Raw genomic sequence first — 20,781 nt, forward strand, 5'->3', positions numbered from 1 at the left:
TTGTCTCCGATCAGCGACCGGGGATACAGTCACGCTCAATTTCTCGCTGTCGCCGAGGTGGATTGGGAACCCGTGACCACTGACACCAGTTGGTACGGCCAGCAGACCCTGGTCCACCCCGAGTACCCGCAGTACACCGAATACGCGCAGGTCAGCGACTACGCCGCCTACGGGTACCAGCAGCAGCCGCAGTACCAGGGCCACGGGTACGACCACCAGCACCAGCAGTACTACGCGCAGCCGGTGTACGGGGTCTACGAGCAGCCGGTCCACCAGGTCTACGAGCAGCCCGTCCCGGTGCCGGACTACTACGAGTACTACGAACCGCAGGTCGGGTTCGCGGTCGGGACCGGGCCGGAGCCGGAGCCGGAGCTCGAGGCGGAGCTCGCGCACGAGCCGGACCCCGAACCCGGGTACGCGTACGACGCGCCGGAGTACGAGTCCGAGGCCGCCTACGAGCCCGAGCCCGAGGCGGAGTACGCGCCGGAGCCGGCCGTCGGCGGCCGCGCCGCGGCGCGGGGGTCGCGCCGGCGCCAGGTGCGACGCAGGTCCGCCGTGCTGACCATCGCCGTGCCCTCGGTGGCCGTGCTGGGCGTCGCCGGGGCCGCCGCGGCGACGATAGGGCCGCTGCGCCCGCACCAGAGCTCGACGACCGTCTCCGCGTCGGCCGACGCCTCCGCCCAGGCCAAGGCGCTCGCCGCCGCCGAGGCCAAGGACGCCGCCGAGCGGGCCAGCCGGGACCAGCAGCGCACCGCCCTGGCGCTGCGCAACGCCGCCGCCAAGAAGGCCGCCGCCGAGGCACCCGTGTTCACCCTGCCGATCGCCTACCACTCGGGGCTGAGCGCGCTCTTCGGCCAGGCGGGCACGCACTGGATGCAGCTGCACACCGGCATCGACTTCCCGGTGCCGGTCGGCACGCCCGTCCACGCGGTGACCGGCGGGACCATCTCCACCGAGTGGAACCCCTTCTACGGCTACATGGTCAAACTGACCGCGCCGGACGGGACCATCACGTGGTACTGCCACCTCAGCTCGTACCGCGTGCGCAGCGGGCAGGTGAAGGTGGGCGACATAATCGCCTACTCCGGCGACACGGGTAACTCCACCGGACCGCACATGCACTTCGAGGTGCACCCGAACGGTGGCCCCGCCGTCGACCCCCTGCCCTGGCTGCTGGCGAGGGGCCTCGACCCCCGCTGAGCGCGGGGGCCCACGACCCGGCCGGGCCCGCCCGCTACAGCTTCTCGACGGGCGCGTAGCGCAGCAGCAGCTGCTTGGTGCCCTCGCCGCCGAAGTCGATCGTCGCCTTGGCGTCGTCCGCCGGACCCGAGACGGACACGACGGTGCCCAGCCCGAAGCGGTCGTGGGTGACCCGGTCCCCGACGGCCAGCGTGACCGTGGGGCGGTCCTTCATCCGGCCCGCGTTCTTGCCCCAGCCCGCCGCCGGGGACGAGCGCCGCGCGGCGCCGCCGGACCCCGCAGAGCCGGACCGTGAGCCGAAGCCGGACGGCACCGCCGCAGCGGCCGAGCGCTTCTCGTCCACCAGCGTCGGCGGGATCTCCTCCAGGAAGCGGGAGGCCGGGTTGTAGGACGGCTGGCCCCAGGCGCTGCGCAGCACCGCGCGGGAGAGGTAGAGCCGCTCCCGCGCCCGCGTCAGACCGACGTAGGCGAGGCGGCGCTCCTCCTCGAGCTCCTTGGCGTTGCTCATCGCCCGCATGTGCGGGAAGACGCCGTCCTCCATGCCGGTCAGGAAGACGACGGGGAACTCCAGGCCCTTGGCCGTGTGCAGGGTCATCAGCGTGATGACCCCGCGGGGCTCGCCGCCCTCGCCCTCCTCGTCGGGAATCTGGTCCGAATCGGCCACCAGCGCCACCCGCTCCAGGAAGCCGGGCAGCCCCGGCTGCGTCAGCGGCTCGCCGTCCGGGCCCTCGACGGGCTCCTCCTGCTCGAACTCCAGCGCCACGGCCGCGAGTTCCTGCAGGTTCTCCACGCGCGTCTCGTCCTGCGGGTCCGTCGACGCCTGGAGTTCGGCCAGATAGCCGGTCTCCTCCAGCACTGCCTCCAGGACGGCGGCGGGCCCTGCACCCGACTCCACCACACCGCGCAGCTTCGCCATCAAGTCGTTGAACTTCTTCACCGCATTGGCCGAGCGCGCGGCCATGCCGTACGCCTCGTCCACGCGCAGCAGCGCCTGCGGGAAGGAGATCCGCTCGCGAGAGGCCAGCGCCTCGATCATCGCCTCGGCCCGGTCCCCGATGCCGCGCTTGGGCACGTTGAGGATCCGGCGCAGCGGCACCGCGTCCTCGGGGTTGGCCAGCACCCGGAGATAGGCCAGGACGTCCCTGACCTCCCTGCGCTCGTAGAAGCGGACACCGCCGACGACCTTGTACGGCAGGCCGACCCGGATGAAGACCTCTTCGAAGACACGGGACTGCGCGTTGGTGCGGTAGAAGACCGCGATGTCACCGGGCTTGGCGTCGCCCCCGTCGCCGAGCCGGTCGATCTCGTCGGCGATGAACTGCGCCTCGCCGTGCTCGTCGTCCGCGACGTAGGAGGTGATCCTGGTGCCCTCGGCGCCGGCCGTCCACAGGTTCTTCTTGCGGCGGTTGCTGTTGCGCTCGATGACGGAGTTGGCGGCGCTGAGGATCGTCTGCGTGGAGCGGTAGTTCTGCTCCAGCAGGATCGTGGTCGCGTTCGGGTAGTCCTCCTCGAAGTCGAGGATGTTGCGGATCGTCGCGCCCCGGAAGGCGTAGATCGACTGGTCCGCGTCACCGACGACGCAGAGCTCGGCCGGCGGGATCTGCGCCAGCCCGGCGGCGGCCGGGTTCACGAACTCGCCGTCCGCCGTCATCTTCGGCGCCTGGCCGCTCGCGCCGCCGCTCAGCTCCCGCACCAGCATGTACTGGGCGTGGTTGGTGTCCTGGTACTCGTCGACCAGGATGTGCCGGAAACGGCGGCGGTAGTGCTCGGCGGCGTCGGGGAAGGCCTGGAGCAGGTTGACCGTCGTCATGATGATGTCGTCGAAGTCCAGCGCGTTGGCCTCGCGCAGGCGGCGCTGGTAGAGCGCGTAGGCCTCGGCCAGCTTGCGCTCCATCGGGTTGGCCGCCTGGCCGGCGTAGGTCTCCTCGTCGACGAGCTCGTTCTTGAGGTTGGAGACCTTGGCGGTGAAGGACTTCGGCGGGAACTGCTTCGGGTCCAGGTCGAGGTCGCGGCAGACGAGCGCCATCAGGCGCTGCGAGTCGGCTGCGTCGTAGATCGAGAAGCTGGAGGTGAAGCCGAGCCGCTTGCTCTCGCGGCGCAGGATGCGGACGCAGGCGCTGTGGAAGGTGGACACCCACATCGCCTTGGCCCTCGGCCCCACCAGCGCCTCGACGCGCTCGCGCATCTCGCCGGCGGCCTTGTTGGTGAAGGTGATCGCCAGGATCTCGCCCGGCTGCACGCCGCGGGCGGCGAGCAGGTAGGCGATGCGGTGGGTGAGCACACGCGTCTTGCCCGAACCGGCGCCGGCCACGATGAGCAGCGGGGAGCCGGCGTGCACGACGGCCTCGCGCTGTTGCGGGTTCATCCCGTCCAGCAGCGTCTCCGGGTCGGCGACCGGGTGCGCGGCGCCGTTGCGGTAGTACGAGCCGGGGACCGGCTCGGCCGGGTCGAACGACTGGAAGAGATCCGCCGGGATCTCCTCCTCGTACGGTGCGTCGTCATACCCTGCCTCGTGGGCTCCGGCGTCGTCGTACGCGCCGTCGGCCGGGGGCGGCACCGTCACGGGGACGTCCAGGCCGGGCAGGGGGATGTCGTCAAAGAGGCTGCTCATCACCCCCGAGTCTAGGCCGCCCGACCGACAGCCAGGGACGGCTTCAGCCCACTCGGCCCCTGACCTCGGCGAGCAGCCCCTCGCAGCCCGCCTCGCAGAGCTGCAGCACCTCGTCGAAGCCCTCCTTGCCCCCGTAGTACGGGTCGGGGACGTCGAGGTCGGCGCCGGCGGCCGGGTCGAAGGAGCGCAGCAGCCGGACCTTGGCGGCCTCCTCGGGTGTGCGGGCCAGGCGCCGCAGGGCGCGCTCGTGGCCTTGGTCGAGGGCCACGACCAGGTCGAGCGAGCGGAACCACTCGGGCCTGAACTGGCGGGCCTCGTGCTCGCTGGAGTACCCCGCCTCGCGCAGCACCTGCACCGCCCGTTCGTCGGCCGGGTCACCCGCGTGCCACGAGCCGGTGCCGGCGCTGTCGACCCGGACCAGGCCGTCGAGCCCGGCGTCGGCCAGCCGGTCGCGCATGACGTGCTCGGCGATGGGCGAGCGGCAGATGTTCCCGGTGCAGACGAAGCAGATGCGCATCACGACACCATGATCCTCCCGCCCCCGGCCGCGGATCGCACCGGGGACGGGAAACTCGCACGACGTACGCCCCGACGGCCTCTACCGTGCCGGTATGGAAGACAACCGAAGAATGATCAAGAACTCCAAGTTCCTCTCCCGGGTGCTGCGGCACGATCCCGGCAGCATCGGGCTGCGGCTGGACGGGGCCGGCTGGGTCGACGTGTCGGAGCTGCTCGCGGCGGCCGCCGCGCACGGACGGGTCATGTCCAGGGCGCAACTGGACCAGGTGGTGGCCGAGAACGACAAGCAGCGCTTCGCGTTCAGTGCGGACGGCCTGCGGATCCGGGCCAGCCAGGGCCACACCGTGCAGGTCGAGCTCGGCTACGAGGAGTCCGCGCCGCCCTCGCTCCTCTTCCACGGCACCCACCCGGGCGCGCTGGACGCCATCCGGCGCGAGGGACTGCGGCCGATGACCCGGCACGCCGTGCACCTCTCCCCCGACGTCGCGACGGCCGAGCGGGTCGGCGGACGGCGCGGACGACCGGTGGTGCTGGCTGTGGACGCGGCGGCGATGGCCGCGGCGGGCTTCGCGTTCCGGGTGAGCGCGAACGGGGTATGGCTTGCGGAGCGAGTGCCGCCGGAGTATCTGAGCGCGGCCGTTCAAGGGTCGGACGAAATCAGATCGTCGGACTGATGCTCTGATCGATCGTCAAACGATCGCAATTCGCCGGTGAATCGACAGGAAGCCGTGATCGGAACAACGCGTTCCGGCTAGTTCCGGCCAGCCTCGTCAACCACAGGGTGCACACCACTCGCACGGGGTTAGCGTCACGGTCCGACCACACCCCCGGCGAAGGGAACGCCCTCGTGGCGTCACATCGAAAACCCCGCACCACTCCGCTTGTGGGCCCCGCGGCCCGCACCGCCGCCACCCTGGCGACGGCGGCGGCGGCTTCGGTCGCCGTCCTGGCCCAGCCCGGACACGCCGCCCCCCAACCGACCGCGAGCCAGGTCAAGGCCCAGGTCGACGCGCTCTACCAGCAGGCCGAACAGGCCACCCAGCAGTACGACGGCGCCACCGCCGCCGTGACCGCGCTGCAGGCCCAGGCGGCGCAGCTGCTGCAGGAGACCGCCCGCACCGACGAGGCGATGAACGCGCTGCGCACCCGCCTCGGCTCCATGGCCGCCGCCCAGTACCGCAGCGGCGGGCTCGACCCGCAGCTGGCGCTGCTCACCTCGGCCCACCCCGACGACTACCTCCAGCGAGCCGGGGACCTCTCCCAGGCCATGGACTCCCAGTCGACGCTCATGCGGCAGTTCCAGGTCCAGGCCGACACCCTCGCGGCGCAGCGCTCCGCCGCCGAGGCGAAGCTCTCCGCCCTGCACGCCGAGCAGACCCGGCTCGCCGCCGCGAAGGCCGAGATCCAGGGCAAGCTGGCCGCCGCGCAGGCGCTGCTCGCCAGTCTGGACGCGGCCACCCTGGCCGGTGTGGACCAGGCGCTGAACCCCCCGGGCGGCGCGGTGCCGCCACCGGACCTCGGCTCCGCCCCGATGTCGGCGCGCGCCGCGGTCGCCGTCGCCTTCGCCCGCGCACAGCTCGGCAAGCCGTACGTCTGGGGCGCGACCGGCCCGGGTTCCTACGACTGCTCGGGGCTGGTCCAGGCCGCCTGGGCCGCGGCCGGCGTGAGCCTGCCCCGCACCACCTACGACCAGATCAACGCCGGCCGCCGCGTGTCGACCGCGGACCTGGCCCCCGGCGACCTGGTCTTCTACTACTCCGGCGTCAGCCATGTCGGCATGTACGTCGGCGGTGGCATGATCATCCACGCTCCGCATCCAGGAGCCTCCGTGGAGTACGCCCCGGTCGGCGAAATGCCGATCGTCGGCGCCGTCCGCCCCGGCTGACGGACCGACCGGCCCGAAGCCGGCCGCCGGAGAACTGGCCCTGCGGGAGCCCGGCACGCGATCATTGATGCCGAAGGCGACAGCGGGCAGGGGGGCTCCGGTGGACGGAAACGTGGTGGCGCTGATCGTCGCCGTGGTCGGCGTACTGGGCACGCTCACCTCGCCGGTGCTCAGCCAGCGGCTCTCGACGCACGCCCGGCGGGAGGAGCAGGCGGCCCAACGGCAGGACGCCCGGGAGGCCCGCGATCACGCCAGGGCGGAGACCGTCCAGGCCGAGAAGAAGACGGCGTACATCACCTTCAACGCCGCGATCCGCCGCTACCGGGTCGAGCTGATGAACTACCTGCACGCGGTGGCGGAACGCACTCCGGACGAGACCGACCGGAGCGAGCTGTACGAGGCCCGCCGGGCCTACTCGGCCGCGGTGGCCGAGATGCAGATCATGGCGGCCGACCCGGTACTCAGCGCGATGGAGGAGATCACCACCCGGCTCACCTCGGCGTTCGACGCCGTCAAGAAGATCGAGCTCGGCGCCCCGAAGCCCGGCTGGTCCTTCGAGGAGACCAGGGCGGAGCTGGTGACCCTGTGGAACTACTGGGGACCTCTGCGCGAGGCGATCCGCCGCGACCTCGGCATCGCCGAGGCCGTCGCGCTGCCCGCCCCGACTACACCAGCCGACGCGCCGTCGCCCAGCGTGTGAGCTCGTGACGGTTGCTCAACTGGAGCTTGCGCAGCACCGCGGAGACGTGGCTCTCCACCGTCTTCACCGAGATGAACAGCTGCTTGGCGATCTCCTTGTACGCGTATCCGCGCGCGATCAGCCGGAGCACCTCGCGCTCCCGCTGGGTCAGCCGGTCCAGATCCTCGTCGACCGGCGGGGTGTCCGTGGCGGCGAAGGCGTCCAGGACGAAGCCGGCCAGGCGCGGCGAGAAGACCGCGTCGCCGTCCCTGACCCGGAAGATCGCGTCCACCAGATCGGTGCCGGTGATCGTCTTGGTGACGTAGCCGCGCGCGCCGCCGCGGATGACGCCGATGACGTCCTCGGCCGCGTCGGAGACCGACAGCGCCAGGAACTTCACGCCTTCGAGTGAGGCGCAGCGGCGCAGCACCTCGACCCCGCCGCCACCGGGGAGATGGACGTCCAGCAGGACCACGTCCGGACGCGTCGAGGTGACGACGGAGACCGCCTGCTCGACGTCGGCCGCCTCGCCCACCACGTCGACGTTGGTCCGCTCGGTCTGGCCGATCTCGGCGCGCACGCCCGTCCGGAACATCCGGTGGTCGTCCACCAGGACGACCCGCGCCTGGCTCCGCTCCGCGTTCGCGCTCATCCGCTCGCCCTCTCCATCTCCAGCTCGACCTCCGTGCCGCCCGCGGGGGCCGGGCGCACGCGGGCGTGACCGCCGTTGCGCTGCATCCGGCCGATGATGGAACCCCGCACGCCCATCCGGTCCTCGGGGACCGCGTCCAGATCGAAACCGGGCCCGCGGTCGCGGACGAACACCCACACGGTACTGCCCTCGACCTCCGCGTAGACGGAGACCGGTTCGCCGCCACCGTACTTCGCGGCGTTGACCATCGCCTCCCGCGCCGCCTGGAGCTGGGCAGCGAGGCGTTCGTCCATCGGGGCGTCGCCGACGCAGATGACCTCGACGGGGATGCCGTGGAGATCCTCGATCTCGGCGGCGACGGCGCGGATCGACTCGGCCAGGGTGTCCGGCGTCGACTCGTCCTTGGGGTCGGCGGACCGGTAGAGCCACTGCCGGAGGTCGCGCTCCTGGGCCCGGGCGAGACGGGCGACCTCCTTCGGGTCGTCCGCGTTCCGCAGGATCAGCGTGAGGGTGTGCAGCACGGAGTCGTGGATGTGGGCGGCGACCTCGGCGCGCTCCTGGGCCCGGATCCGCTCGCGGCGCTCCGCCGTCAGGTCCTGCCACATCCGCAGCAGGTACGGGCCGGCCAGCAGCAGCACGCCGGCCAGCACCACCAGCACCGCCTGCATCACCTTGCCGAAGTCGGCGAGCGAACCGGACACCACCAGGAAGCTGATCACCCCGGCCGCCACCAGGACCACGCCCGCGCCGAGCCGGACCGTGACCGCGCCGCGGCTGTTGTCGTCGAGCGAGAACCAGCGGGACCAGCGGGAGTCGTCCACCTGTCGCCAGACGAGGGCGACGCCGGCCCCGGAGATCAGCACCGGCCAGAAGTACGGGTCGTCCTGGCCGGCGGTGAGGACGTTGACCAGGACCAGCACGCCGGCCAGCACGGCGACCAGCGCCAGCAGCCGGCCGCGGTCCTTCGTCGCCCGCTGCCCCTCGGGCGAGGGGTCTCCCCGGAAGAGCGCCTGGAGCGAGCGCCTGGCCCGCGCCAGGCGGCCGACCGGCCGGCCGGCCGAGCCGTGGTCGGCCGCCGCCCCGTGATCCCCCGCCTCGGGGGCGCCCGGCAGGGCGGGCGCCCCCACGCCGCCCGCCCTGCCCATCGGCACGACGAACCAGAACGCCGCGTAGAGCACCAGCCCCAGCCCCTGACCCAGCGTCAGCACCACGAAGGCGGCCCGGACCCAGAGCACCGGGATGCCCAGGTGTGCGGCGAGGCCGCTGGCCACGCCGCCGATGACGCGACCCTCGGGACGGCGGTACAACTTGCGTACCGGCGTGCCGGGCGCGCCCGGCACGTCGGGGCGCTGCTCGGGCCGTGGGTCGGTCCGAGCATCGGCCCGTGCGTCGGTCCGGCCGTCCGGACGGTCGGGAGTGAGGTCGCTGCTTGCCACGGGTCGATCGTCACACGTCGCGCCCACCAAAAGCATCAGGGTCGACCCCGATCGTCGCCCTGGTTGGAGCCCGGGCATGTGTCAGGGTGGATCTCAGGGTTCGACCAGGGAGATGACGGATGGGCACAGCCGCCGACGACCCGCAGGATGAGGGTATGGATGTCACACCCGGCACGCCCCCCTTCTCGGACGGCGCCTCCGCCCACGACGGCGGCGGGCCGGAGGGCTCACGCCCGCCGCTGGAGCGCAGCGAGAGTCATCGGGTGGTCACCGGCGTCTGCGGCGGTCTCGGCCGCAGGCTCGACATCGATCCGCTGGTCTTCCGCGTGGTCATCGCCGTGCTCTGCCTCTGGGGCGGCGTCGGGCTCTTCATCTACGGCGTCGCCTGGCTGATGATCCCGATGGAGGGCACGGGGAAGAACGAACTGCAGCGGCTGATGTCCGGCCGCGTGGACGGCCAGTCCCTCGGAGCGGTGCTGGTCACCGTGCTCGGCACGGGCATCTTCTTCTCCTACATGGGCGCCAAGGGCCACATCTTCCCGCTGCTGCTGATCGCGGCGCTGGCCTTCGCCGCGCTCCGCTACGACCCCAAGCGCCACCAACTGCCTCCGCGCGAGCCCGAGCCCGCGGTCGCACCCGAGCCGCCGCCGACCGCGCCGAACTGGTGGCAGCGGCCGGATCCGCTGCTCAAGACCTCGGCGCCGCCGACCCCGACCCACTCGGTCCCCGGCGGGACGGGCCCGCTCGGCGGCCTCGAAGAACCGCTGGACACGCCACCGGCCTGGGCCTCCGCCCCGGTGCCCCCGGTCAAGCCGCCGGGCAGGGGGCCCGCACAGCCCGAGGGCCCGCGCCCGGTCCGCGGTCCCTGGGGGCTGCTGACGCTGCTGCTCGCCGGTGCCACCGCCGCCGCGGTCCTGGTCCTCGGCCACCGCCACGACGACCACGTCAACACGCTGGCCGTGCTCGCCTCGGCGCTGGTCGTCGTCGGCCTGGGTCTGCTCCTCAGCGGCCTGCTGCGCCGCCGGGCCGCCGGGCTGGCCCTGGTCGCCGTGCTCCTGTCGGGCGCCACGACGGTGGTCGGCGCCTCCCCCTGGCAGCACTGGAGCGACCACACCTGGGCGCCGGCCTCCGCCGCGCAGCTGCAGACGCACTACTCGCTGCGGGCCGGCGACGCCACGCTCGACCTCACCAAGGTGCTGCCCCTCCCCGGCCAGGGCGTCAGCACCGACGTCCAGCTCGGTGCGGGCCGCCTCGAGGTGCTGCTGCCCTCCGGGCCGGACAGCCCGGAGATAAAGATCGACACGCAGGTGGGCGCCGGTGAGGTCAGGCTCCCCGACGGCTCCTCCAGCTCGGGCCTGGGCCGCTCCCGCACGATCGACCTCAATCCCGGTGCCGCCGCGGCGCACGGCACGGTGGACGTCAAGCTCCAGGTGGGCGCCGGACAGGTGGAGGTGGTCCGGTGATGCCCCAGCGCGGAGTCCGTCGGGTGCGGCTCTTCCCGATCCTGAGCGGCCTGGTCTTCGTCGTCGTCGCCGTGCTCTACCTGCTCCAGGCGAACGGCGTGCTGACGGTCGCCTGGAGGGTGCTGGTGCCGCTGGAGCTGATCGCCCTGGGCCTCGCCTGGCTGCTCGCCGCCGTCTACAACCGCTCGCCCCGGCGGGACGCCAGCCACGAGTCGAGGGAGAGATAGGGCGTTCCGGCCAGGATCAGCGGCAGCCAGGCCATCAGGTAGATCAGGTCGTTGCCCAGGAAGTACGGGTAGGTCTGCCAGCTGACCGTGAGGAAGAGGCTCAGGTTCAACAGCGCCCCGCCCACGGCGGCGACCCGGCCGAGCAGCCCGAAGAGCGTGCCGAGGCCGACGGCGAGTTCGCCGATCGCGAAGGCCACCGCGAAGGCGGTCGGCGCCTTGAGAGCCAGGTCCAGCAGCGGGCCGATGGGGCTCGCCGCCTTGACGCCCTGCGTCATCGAGGCGAAGGAGAGCGGGTCGGAGAGGCCGCCGAGATAGTGCGGGTCGGTCAGCTTGTAGAGCGACGCGTAGACGAACGTCACCCCGAGGAAGACCCTGAGCGGCAACAGCGCATAGGTGGTGCCGAGTTCCTTCAGGCGCTTTCGCGAAGGCGTTCCACCCATGGCTGCTGCTCCCGGCGTTCTCTTGCTCAGCGTGTCCCTGTTCATGGTCGTTACTACGCGGGCCGACCGCACCAGGTTCAGCCAAGATTGTCAGCCGGGGTCGTCAGTCCTCGTCGTACGCGCCGACCAGCGCGTCGGAGTGACCGGCGACGAGCGGCTGGTAGTTGATCCAGGCGACGAGGTCGTTGCCGAGCTGGTCGCGGGTGAGCACGGCGCTCTCGTGGTCGATGGGAACGATCTTTCCTGCGGCCTGGGCGAGCAACTGCACCTGGCAGGAGCGCTCCATCGTGGTGAACCACCACGCCGCGGCGTCGACGGAGTCGCCGACGGTGAGCAGCCCGTGGTTGCGCAGCACGACGGCCTTGTGCGGCCCGAGGGCGGCGCCGATCCTGCGCCCCTCCTCACGGTCCAGCACGACGCCGGTGTAGTCGTCGAAGAGCGCGTGCGACTGGTAGAAGGCGCAGACGTCCTGGGTGATCGGGTCCAGCAGCTGGCCCAGCGCGGAGAAGGCCCGACCGTAGGTGGAGTGGCTGTGCGCGGCGGCGACGACGTCGGGGCGGGCGGCGTGCACCTCGGAGTGGATGGCGAAGGCGGCCTGGTTCACGTGGTGCCGGCCGTGCACGACCTGGCCCTCGTGGTTGACCAGCAGCAGGTCGCTGACCTTGATCTGCTTGAAGGACATCCCGAAGGGGTTGACCCAGAAGTGGTCGGTCCATTCCGGGTCGCGCGCGGTGATGTGGCCGGCGACGCCCTCCTCGAAGCCGAACTTCCCGAAGAGGCGCAGCGCGGTGACGAGCCGCGCCTTCCGGTGTGCCCGCTCGGCCTCGACGGTGTCGAACTTCTCCGGCAGGGCGAAGTGGAGCTGGTCCATGGGCACGGGCTGCGGCGGGGGGTTCGTCATGGTCGGAAGCTACCGCGCAGTAGCGCGAACCGCCAGGGGCGCGGGGAACTGCGCGAGCAACCACCCCGTCCGGATGGCCTGCCCGCTGAGCGACCCGCCACGTCGGTGGCTTGTCGCGCAGTTCCCCGCGCCCCTTGCGGTGCGACCTCAGCAGCTGCCGAGGGTCACTCCCACTCGATCGTGCCCGGCGGCTTGCTCGTCACGTCGACGACGACGCGGTTGACGTCGCGGACCTCGTTGGTGATGCGGGTGGAGATCTTCTCCAGGACCTCGTACGGCAGGCGGGACCAGTCCGCCGTCATCGCGTCCTCGGAGGAGACCGGGCGCAGCACGATCGGGTGACCGTAGGTGCGGCCGTCGCCCTGGACGCCGACGGAGCGGACATCGGCCAGCAGCACGACCGGGCACTGCCAGATCTGCCGGTCCAGGCCCGCGGCCGTGAGCTCCGCGCGGGCGATCGCGTCGGCCTCGCGCAGCAGGTCGAGGCGGTCCTTGGTGACCTCACCGACGATGCGGATGCCCAGACCCGGGCCCGGGAACGGCTGGCGCTGGACGATCTCCTCCGGCAGACCCAGCTCCTGGCCGACCATCCGGACCTCGTCCTTGAACAGCTTGCGCAGCGGCTCGATCAGCTGGAACTCCAGGTCCTCCGGGAGCCCGCCGACGTTGTGGTGCGACTTGATGTTCGCGGTGCCGGCGCCGCCGCCGGACTCGACCACGTCGGGGTAGAGCGTGCCCTGGACCAGGAACTCGACCGGCTCGCCGGCCGCGCCCGCCTCGGCGATGATCTCCACCTGGGCCTGCTCGAAGACGCGGATGAACTCACGCCCGATGATCTTGCGCTTCTCCTCGGGGTCGGTGACCCCGGCCAGCGCGGTGAGGAAGCGCTCCTCCGCGTCGACGACCTTGAGCTTGACGCCGGTCGCCGCGACGAAGTCCTTCTCGACCTGCTCGGTCTCGCCCTTGCGCATCAGGCCGTGGTCGACGTAGACGCAGGTCAGCTGGTCGCCGATGGCACGCTGCACGAGCGCGGCGGCGACGGCGGAGTCCACGCCGCCGGAGAGGCCGCAGATCGCCCGCTTGGTGCCCACCTGGGCGCGGATCGCGGCGACCTGCTCCTCGACGACGTTGGTCGTGGTCCACGTCGGGGCCAGGCCCGCGCCGCGGTAGAGGAAGTGCTCGAGCACCTGCTGGCCGTGCGTGGAGTGCATGACCTCGGGGTGGTACTGCACGCCGTACAGGCGCTTGGCGTCGTTCTCGAAGGCGGCGACCGGGACGACCTCGGTGGAGGCCGTCACGGTGAAGCCCTCGGGCGCGGCCGAGCAGGCGTCGCCGTGCGACATCCACACGGGCTGCTCGGCGGGCGTGCCCTCGAACAGGGTGGAGCCGGTCTGGCTGACGGCCAGCGGCGTGCGGCCGTACTCGCGGGCGCCGCTGTTGTCGACCACGCCGCCGAGGGTCGTGGCCATCAGCTGGAAGCCGTAGCACATGCCGAAAACCGGGACGCCGGCCTCGAACAGGGCCTTGTCGACGGTGGGGGCACCCGGCTCGTAGACCGAGGACGGCCCGCCGGAGAGGATGATCGCCTTGGGGTTCTTGGCGAGCATCTCGGAGACCGGCATGCTGTGGGGCACGATCTCGCTGTAGACGCGGGCCTCACGGACTCGCCGTGCGATGAGCTGGGCGTACTGCGCGCCGAAGTCGACGACCAGAACGGTGTCGACGGCGGTGTCCGCGGGGTCGGGGGTCGCTGTTGCCACAGGGCGGCCTTCCGGCGGTTGCTATGGGGGGTCAACCGTCATTCTACTGGTCGACCCACCCACCCCGACCCACGCACCGCACGGCTCAGACGCGGCCGCGGCAGAGCTCCAGCATCAGCATCGCGATCTCCGTGCCGGGGCGGCCCAGCGCGGTGCGGTAGCGGTCGAGGATCTCCATCTCCCTGGTCAGCGAGAGCCGCGGACCGCCGGCCGCGATCCGCGCGGTCTGCACTTCCGCGGAGACGGCGATCCGGCGCCGCAGCAGGTCCAGGATCTCGCCGTCCAGCCCGTCGATCCGGCCACGCGCCTCGGCGATGACGGTCTCGGCGGCTTCCTTCGTCATGGTGTCACTCATGTCCGTGTCCTCCAGGGTTCGGTCGGGCCTCGCCGCCGACGGCCCCGGGGAACGAAAAAGCGCCCCTGGGCCATCGGCCCGGGGCGCTCTCAGGGTCTGCGTCGGTTCAGACGGCATCACCATGGCGACCGGAGCCTCCGGTGCCATAGGTAAAGAAGTAGGCCATCTGGAACATGCGGACATCGTAGCGCGTGACCCGTCGCCGGAAGAATCGTTGTGCCCGATGACCGCACGGGGTGCAGCGTCCCCGCCAAGGACGGGCTCCAGCCTCCTTCCGGGGGCGATCGTGCGGCAGGCAGGACCACGCGTGGGAGTGACACCCAGTCCGTGGGCGCGATGAGGCGTACGCCGTGGCGTGCGTCGTGGGACCTCGCGGCCACGCTGTGACCGGACAGCAGGGGACAGCGGCCCGGTTGCGACTGTGGAGAAGGGGTGGTCGGCGACGGGGACGCCCGACGCCGACCACCCCCGATCCCGTCCCGTCACACCCCGGGGGTGGCTTTGCGCCACCCGGCGCACACTGCGCCCCGCGCTACCAAGCGGAATCCTTGCGGAGCGTGACCAAAATCGAGTGTGCCGAAGTATGTCGAACTGGTTGCGCCGAACGGTCCATATCCCCCACGATGCTGGTGAGGGGGTGGAGCAGACGCACCAGGGACGCCCGGCGGCAGGCCGGTCCCTGCTGCCGAGAGCGGGCGACCACGAGCAGTATTCGGTGACGTTCCGTAGTCCCTTGGCCGCTCGTGCAACGCAGCAGGCGCACACCGAACGCGCGCGCCCCCGTCCTCAGGCAGAGCAGAAGCCAAATGACCGACGGCACCCCTCCCCCGGTGCCGTTGCCACAGCACCGGCGCAGCCCTGACGCCGCGTGCTGCCAGCAAGGGGCCCCGTCTTCCCCCGCGGGGCCCCTTGCCGCTGCCTCGGCCGCCTCAGGCGGAGACGACGGACTCGTCGTCCGGGTCGGCGTTGGGGTTGAGCGGGATCGGCAGCTGGTTGAAGGCGTAGTAGAGCGCCATCGCCCCGTGCAGCCCGAGCGTCACCACGGGCGAGACGAAGGACAGGCCGACCAGCACGGGATAGACCACCGTCCCGGCCGCGAAGCGCCACCGCAGCGCTCGCGCGGCGACCACGTCCACCCGCGAGTCGAAGAGGTGACCGGTCCGGGTGAGCCACCACCACAGGGCCTGGAACGTGAAGGCGTGCAGCACCATGAAGCCGCTGAAGACGGCGACGGCGACCTTGTCCGGTCCCGGGATCTTCAACCAGTCGGAGACCAGCGCGGTCGGGAACGGCAACGCGGCGACCACCAGCAACAGCAACAGGTTGAGCACCAGCAGCCCTCGGTCGACCCGGGCGACGTAACCGAAGACGGTGTGGTGGTTCAGCCACATGATCCCGATGACCAGGAAGCTGACGACATAGGCGTCGTAGGCGGTCCAGATCTGACCCAGCTGGCCCCAGGCCTCCTTCGCCGTGGTCACGCCCGGATCGTGCACCGCCAACTGCAGGACCAGCAGCGTGATCGCGATCGCGAAGATCCCGTCGCTGAACGCCTCGACCCGCCCCGACTCACTTCTCCCCGTGTTGTCCACGAGCGACAACGTACCCGACCCCGGGGCCTACTCCCCCTTGCGCGGCGGAACCTGAGGCACCGCCAGCAGCGGGAGCCGCAGCGCCCCGAAGGCCTCCTCGGGAACGACCGGCCGGACCGGAACGACCGCCTGGACGCGGCGGTACGGCTCGTCCTGCGAGGGGCGCTGGTCCGCCTCGCCCTTGTTCGGCCAGAAGGACATCGCCCGCTCCGTCTGCGCGGTGATGGTCAGGGACGGGTTGACCCCCAGGTTGGCCGAGACCGTCGAGCCGTCGGCCACGGTGATGCCCGGGTAGCCGTAGAGCCGCTGGTAGGGGTCGACGACGCCGCGCTCCGGCGAGTCGCCGATGGCGCAGCCGCCGAGGAAGTGGGCGGTGAGGGTGCGGCCCATCAGGTCGCCGAGGTTGGTGCCGGGGAAACCGCCGATCTCCGTCGCGATCGCGGCGGCGGCCTGCTCGGCGGCCGGGATGAACTTCGGGTTCGGTGCGCCGTGTCCCTGACGCGAGCTCAACTGGCCCTTCAGCGGCCCGCTCTTCCGCCGCGAGACGTTGATCGAGTTGTCCAGCGACTGCATCACCAGGCCGATGATGGTCCGCTCGGACCAGCGGCGCTTGTTCATCGCCCGCGCCACCAGGTCGGGCCGCTTGAGCGAGAGCCCGAGCGCGCGCAGCAGCCGCGGGGCGCGTCCCTCTCCCGGCACCTGGATGGTGGTCATCAGGCTCATCGCGTTCGAGCCCTTGCCGTAGCGGACCGGCTCGATGTGGGTGTGCTCGTCCGGGTGGACCGACGAGGTGATGGCCACGCCCTTGGTGAAGTCGACCCGCTGTCCGTAGCGCTTGTCCGAGGTCATCGCGCCGACCAGGGCCTCGGAGTTGGTCCGGGTCAGCGCGCCGAGCCTGTCCGAGATCTTCGGCAGCACACCCTCGTCGCGGAGCCGGTGCAGCAGCTTCTGGGTGCCGTAGGTGCCGGCGGCGACCACGACCCGCTGCGCGCGGATGGTCCGGAAGCCGTTCTTGGCGGGGTTCTTGGAGCGCGAGTCGGTCCGCCGCACGTCGACCGCGTAGCCCTCGCCGTCGACCCTGATCGTGGTGACCGTGGTCATCGGGACGATCTCCGCGCCCGCCTTCTCGGCGAGGTAGAGGTAGTTCTGCGTCAGCGTGTTCTTGGCGCCGTGGCGGCAGCCGGTCATGCACTCGCCGCACTCGGTGCAGGCCTTGCGGCGCGGCCCGGCGCCTCCGAAGTACGGGTCCTCGACCTCCTCGCCGGGGCGCGTCTTCGCGCCCGCCCCGCCGCAGTCCTGGCCGTCGCCGAAGAAGACGCCGACCGGCGCCATGTGGAAGGTGTCGCCGTAGCCGAGCTTCTCGGCGGCGTTCTTCAGGTGCACGTCCGACGGGGTGACCGTCGGGTTGGTGCGGACGCCGAGCATGCGCTGCGCCTGGTCGTAGTAGGGCGCGAGCTCCTCCGACCAGTCGGTGATGTCCTTCCACTGGTTGTCCTGGAAGAAGGCCTTCGGCGGGACGTAGAGGGTGTTGGCGTAGTTCAGCGAACCGCCGCCGACGCCCGCGCCGCCCAGCACCATCACGTCGTCGAGGACGTGGAAGCGCTGGATGCCGTAGAGACCGAGGGCGGGGGCCCAGATGTAGTTCTTGGTGTCCCAGGAGGTCTTGGGCAGCGTCTCCGGCGTGAACCGGCGACCGGCCTCGAGCACGGCGACCTTGTAGCCCTTCTCGGTCAGCCGCAGCGCCGACACCGACCCGCCGAACCCCGAGCCGACGACGACCACGTCGTAGTCGTACCCGGTCTCCGCGACCGGCCGCTCCTGCACCTCAGAACTCATCGACGCGCCCCGCCTTCAGCTTCAGCAGACAGATGTGGGTGGTGGGTGACTTACTTGAACCGCAGTGCCTTGAGCATGCCGAGCGACTTGCCCATGAGCTTGGCGTAGCCCTCGTCGTCCATCCCGAAGGAGGGCGTCATCTGGATCAGCCGCTGCACGGCGACCGTCTGCACCTCGGTGTACTTCCAGATACCCTCCGCGCCGTGGCGGCGGCCGATGCCGGAGTCACCCATGCCGCCCATCGGCGCGGCGACGCTCGCGTAGGCGGGCGCGTAGCCCTCGTTCACGTTGACGGTGCCGGTGTGCAGCCGCGCCGCGACGGCCTTCGCGTGCCGCAGGTTCTTGCTCCAGACACTGGAGTTGAGCCCATAGGCGGTGCCGTTGGCCCGGTTGATCGCGTCGTCCTCGTCGTCGAAGCGGTAGATCGAGACGACGGGCCCGAAGGTCTCCTCGTTGCAGACGGCGCTCTCGCTGCCGACGCCGTCGAGGATGGTCGGCTCGAAGAAGAGCGGACCCACGTCCGGGCGCGGCCGGCCGCCGGCCAGGACGGTGGCGCCGTTCTTGACCGCGTCCTCGACGTGCCGGGTGACGGTGTCCATCTGGCGCTGCGAGACCAGGGAGCCCATGTCCGCGCCCCAGGAGAGGCTGTTGCCGAGCTTCAGCGCCTGCGTCCGGGCGACGAACTTCTCCAGGAAGGCGTCCGCGATCGACGAGGCGACGTACATCCGCTCGATCGAGATGCAGAGCTGACCGGCGGAGGAGAAGCAGGCGCGCACCGCGCCCTCGGCGGCCTTGTCCAGGTCGGCGTCGGCCAGCACCAGCATCGCGTTCTTGCCGCCCAGCTCCATGGACGCGCCGATCAGGCGCGCGGCGGCGCGGGTCGCGACGTCGCGGCCGGTGCGGGTGGAGCCGGTGAAGGAGACGTAGTCCGCGTGGGCCACGACCTCGGGGCCGACGACCGGGCCGTCGCCGATCACGATCTGCCAGACCTCGGCGGGGAGACCGGCCTCGATCATCAGCTCGCGGGCCCGCAGCGCGGTGAGCGCGGTCTGGGTGTCCGGCTTGGTGACGACGGCGTTGCCCGCGACGAAGGCGGGGACGGCGTCACCGGTGAAGAGCGCCAGCGGGTAGTTCCACGGCGAGATCTGCCCGATCACGCCCTTGGGCTGCCGCAGTTCGAGCACCTGGGTCAGCACCGGGAACACCCCGCCGCGCCGCCGCGCCTTCAGGTACCTGGCTCCGGCGCGGCCGTAGTGGCGCGCCTCGATCGCGGAGGCGAGCACCTCCTCGAAGGCGTGCGCGCGGGTCTTACCGGTCTCGGCCTGGACCAGGTCGAGCAGCTCGTCCTTGTGCTTGAGCACCAGGTCGTGGAAGCGCAGCAGCACGGCGGCGCGCTCGCGCACCGGCCGCATGGCCCAGTCCCGCTGCGCGGCGCGGGCCCGCACGAAGGCGGTGGCCACGTCGGCGGGTGAGGACTCGGGGATCTCGGCGAGCACGTCGCCCGTGAACGGGCAGCGGCTGGTGGCGATCGTGGGCTCGGAGCCGGTGACGACCGCGCCGACCAGACGCGCGACCAACTGCGGCGACACGGCGTCGGCGGCGCTCCGCGCCCCCGGGGTGGCCACGGGATTGCCTGCGACGGCAGTGCTGCTGCCGGTGCTGATGTCAGTCATGCCCGCAGCGTAGGCGCTTTCGGCCCGTTGCGATACCCATGGGTAACCATAAATATGTCGGTACCCGATATATCGAGGACGTCCTTGGTTCAGGACGGACGGCAGCGCGGACGAGGGGTCAGCCCAACGCCGCGACCGCCGTGCCCACCGCGCGGTGGAAGGTCGGGTAGGCCCAGATCGTCGCGGCCAGTTCGCTGACCGGAACCCTGGCGGACACCGCCAGCGCCAGCAGCCCGAGCACCTCGCCGCCGGAGGGGCCCGCGGAGGTCGCGCCGACGAGGGTGTCGCCGGAGGCGACGAGCTTGATGAAGCCCGCGTTGCCGTTGGCCCCGTGGACGTAGCCGCGGCTGCTCGCGGCCAGGTCGGTGGTCGCGACCCGGACGTCGGCCAGGCCCTCCGCGCGCGCCTGGGACTCGGTGAGGCCGACCGCGCCGATCTCCGGATCGGTGAAGGTGACCCTGGGCACCGCGTGGTAGCGCGCCGTCGCGCCGCCCTGACCGAGGATGGCGCGGACGGCGACGTCCGCCTGGTACATCGCCATGTGCGTGAACGCACCCTTGCCGGTGACGTCGCCGATCGCCCAGACGCCGACCGGCCAGACGCCCGCCGTGCCGACCACCCGCAGCCGCTCGTCCACCGGCAGCGCCCGCGCGTCCGCGGGGACGCCTAGCACCCCGCCGCCGATGCGGTCCAGGGCGACCTTGCGGCCCGTCGCCACCAGCAGCCGCTCCCCGGTCAGACGTTCGCCCCGGCGGCAGCGCACCTGGAAGCGGCCGTCGACGTGGTCGACCCCGACGATGTCGGTGCCGGTGTGCACGGAGACCCCGTCCGTGGTCAGCACCCTGGTCACCAGGTCGCTCGACTCCGGCTCCTCCCGGCCCAGCAGCCGCGGTCCCGCCTCGATCACCGTGACGTCGCAGCCCAGTCGCTGCCAGGCCTGGCCGAGTTCGAGGCCGATCGCCCCGCCGCCCAGGATCAGCAGCGACTCGGGGAGCTCCTCCGCCTCGATCAGCTCCCTGTTGGTCCAGTACGGCGTCGACGCCAGCCCCGGCACCGACGCGATTAGGGGCTCCGATCCGCTCGCGATGACGATGGCCTGACGCGGCCTCAGCACCGTCTCCCGCCCGTCCGTGCCCAGCACGGTCACCTCGCCGGGGGCGGTCAGCCGCGCCGTCCCGCGCAGGAAGCTCCCGCCGCGTCCGGTGAAGCGGTCGACGGCGACCTTGTCGTCCCAGGAGTCGGTGGCCTCGCGGACACGCCGGGCGACCGGCCGGAACTCCGCGTGCACCCGGGAGATGCCCGCCATGCCCGGGATCCGGTGGGCCTCGCCGACCAGGTTGGCCGAGCGGACCATGATCTTCGAAGGGATGCAGCCCCAGTACGGGCACTCCCCGCCCACCAGCCGCTCGTCGATGCCGACCACGTCCAGCCCGGCGTCGGCCAGGCGACCCGCGACGTCCTCACCCCCGGGGCCCATGCCGATGACGACCGCGTCCGGGGTCTCTCGCACCGCAGCGGGCATGGCGTGCCTCCCGGTGAATCGGCGAACCGG

The 20,781-nt window shown here is 71.7% G+C and carries 18 protein-coding genes; 6 read left to right on the forward strand and 12 right to left on the reverse strand.

From position 1 onward, the window contains the following. Nucleotides 1–72 precede the first annotated feature (72 nt). Nucleotides 73–1,200, forward strand: a complete 1,128-nt coding sequence (locus tag BS83_RS42065; RefSeq protein ID WP_051943777.1) for a M23 family metallopeptidase — start codon at nt 73–75, stop codon at nt 1,198–1,200. Between the two features lie 34 nt (nt 1,201–1,234). Here the strand turns inward: BS83_RS42065 and pcrA are convergent, their stop codons facing one another. Both pcrA and BS83_RS23840 read right to left on the reverse strand, forming a co-directional pair. Beyond that, nucleotides 1,235–3,811 carry a DNA helicase PcrA gene (pcrA, locus tag BS83_RS23835; protein WP_037605624.1) on the reverse strand — a complete coding sequence of 859 codons (2,577 nt, stop codon included), beginning with the start codon at nt 3,809–3,811 and terminating at the stop codon, nt 1,235–1,237. A 43-nt stretch (nt 3,812–3,854) separates the two neighbouring features. Next, on the reverse strand, nt 3,855–4,328 hold the full coding sequence (locus tag BS83_RS23840) for a low molecular weight protein-tyrosine-phosphatase (protein WP_037605625.1): 474 nt from the start codon (nt 4,326–4,328) through the stop codon (nt 3,855–3,857). A gap of 94 nt (nt 4,329–4,422) precedes the next feature. Here BS83_RS23840 and BS83_RS23845 point away from each other — a divergent pair, with 94 nt between their 5' ends. From BS83_RS23845 to BS83_RS23855, 3 genes are all read left to right on the forward strand, one after another. After that, the gene (locus BS83_RS23845; RefSeq protein WP_051943779.1) at nt 4,423–5,004 is read left to right on the forward strand and encodes an RNA 2'-phosphotransferase; all 582 of its coding nucleotides are present in this window, start codon (nt 4,423–4,425) and stop codon (nt 5,002–5,004) included. Between the two features lie 209 nt (nt 5,005–5,213). Then, nucleotides 5,214–6,215, forward strand: a complete 1,002-nt coding sequence (locus tag BS83_RS23850) for an NlpC/P60 family protein (RefSeq protein ID WP_456300476.1) — start codon at nt 5,214–5,216, stop codon at nt 6,213–6,215. A gap of 100 nt (nt 6,216–6,315) precedes the next feature. Beyond that, entirely contained in the window at nt 6,316–6,915 is a 600-nt protein-coding gene (locus tag BS83_RS23855; RefSeq protein WP_037605627.1) for a hypothetical protein, read from the forward strand. On the opposite strand, the gene BS83_RS23860 is transcribed toward BS83_RS23855, so the two are convergent. After that, entirely contained in the window at nt 6,881–7,546 is a 666-nt protein-coding gene (locus BS83_RS23860) for a LuxR C-terminal-related transcriptional regulator (RefSeq protein ID WP_037605628.1), read from the reverse strand. The two genes, BS83_RS23855 and BS83_RS23860, sit on opposite strands and share 35 nt — an antisense overlap. Further along, a complete protein-coding gene (locus BS83_RS23865; protein ID WP_037609744.1) occupies nt 7,543–8,886 on the reverse strand; it encodes an ATP-binding protein in 1,344 nt (447 codons plus the stop codon). The genes BS83_RS23860 and BS83_RS23865 overlap by 4 nt, the downstream gene beginning before the upstream one ends. A 251-nt stretch (nt 8,887–9,137) precedes the next feature. Between BS83_RS23865 and BS83_RS23870 the strand changes: the two genes are divergently transcribed. Beyond that, nucleotides 9,138–10,445 (forward strand): PspC domain-containing protein, encoded by a 1,308-nt coding sequence (locus BS83_RS23870; RefSeq protein ID WP_037605629.1) that lies wholly within the window; start codon nt 9,138–9,140, stop codon nt 10,443–10,445. Continuing rightward, a complete protein-coding gene (locus BS83_RS23875; protein WP_157597296.1) occupies nt 10,445–10,672 on the forward strand; it encodes a hypothetical protein in 228 nt (75 codons plus the stop codon). The genes BS83_RS23870 and BS83_RS23875 overlap by 1 nt, the downstream gene beginning before the upstream one ends. Here BS83_RS23875 and BS83_RS23880 read toward each other — a convergent pair. The 8 genes from BS83_RS23880 to BS83_RS23915 form a co-directional block, all read right to left on the reverse strand. Continuing rightward, nucleotides 10,621–11,112 (reverse strand): DoxX family membrane protein, encoded by a 492-nt coding sequence (locus tag BS83_RS23880; protein ID WP_037605631.1) that lies wholly within the window; start codon nt 11,110–11,112, stop codon nt 10,621–10,623. The two genes, BS83_RS23875 and BS83_RS23880, sit on opposite strands and share 52 nt — an antisense overlap. Before the next feature lie 103 nt (nt 11,113–11,215). Next, the gene (locus BS83_RS23885) at nt 11,216–12,013 is read right to left on the reverse strand and encodes a class II aldolase/adducin family protein (RefSeq protein ID WP_198035289.1); all 798 of its coding nucleotides are present in this window, start codon (nt 12,011–12,013) and stop codon (nt 11,216–11,218) included. Nucleotides 12,014–12,177: 164 nt separating this feature from the next. Beyond that, on the reverse strand, nt 12,178–13,773 hold the full coding sequence (guaA, locus tag BS83_RS23890; RefSeq protein WP_037605632.1) for a glutamine-hydrolyzing GMP synthase: 1,596 nt from the start codon (nt 13,771–13,773) through the stop codon (nt 12,178–12,180). 85 nt (nt 13,774–13,858) lie between these two features. Continuing rightward, on the reverse strand, nt 13,859–14,128 hold the full coding sequence (locus BS83_RS23895) for a chorismate mutase (RefSeq protein ID WP_037605633.1): 270 nt from the start codon (nt 14,126–14,128) through the stop codon (nt 13,859–13,861). 929 nt (nt 14,129–15,057) lie between these two features. Further along, complete coding sequence (locus BS83_RS23900; RefSeq protein WP_051943783.1) at nt 15,058–15,720, reverse strand: TMEM175 family protein; 663 nt, start codon at nt 15,718–15,720, stop codon at nt 15,058–15,060. 27 nt (nt 15,721–15,747) lie between these two features. After that, the gene (locus BS83_RS23905) at nt 15,748–17,556 is read right to left on the reverse strand and encodes a GMC family oxidoreductase (RefSeq protein WP_037605635.1); all 1,809 of its coding nucleotides are present in this window, start codon (nt 17,554–17,556) and stop codon (nt 15,748–15,750) included. Between the two features lie 50 nt (nt 17,557–17,606). Then, complete coding sequence (locus tag BS83_RS23910; protein WP_037605636.1) at nt 17,607–19,229, reverse strand: succinic semialdehyde dehydrogenase; 1,623 nt, start codon at nt 19,227–19,229, stop codon at nt 17,607–17,609. Between the two features lie 118 nt (nt 19,230–19,347). Next, a complete protein-coding gene (locus tag BS83_RS23915) occupies nt 19,348–20,751 on the reverse strand; it encodes a dihydrolipoyl dehydrogenase family protein (protein WP_037605637.1) in 1,404 nt (467 codons plus the stop codon). Nucleotides 20,752–20,781 lie beyond the last annotated feature (30 nt).

It is taken from the genome of Streptacidiphilus rugosus AM-16, from assembly GCF_000744655.1.
Lineage (GTDB): Bacteria > Actinomycetota > Actinomycetes > Streptomycetales > Streptomycetaceae > Streptacidiphilus > Streptacidiphilus rugosus.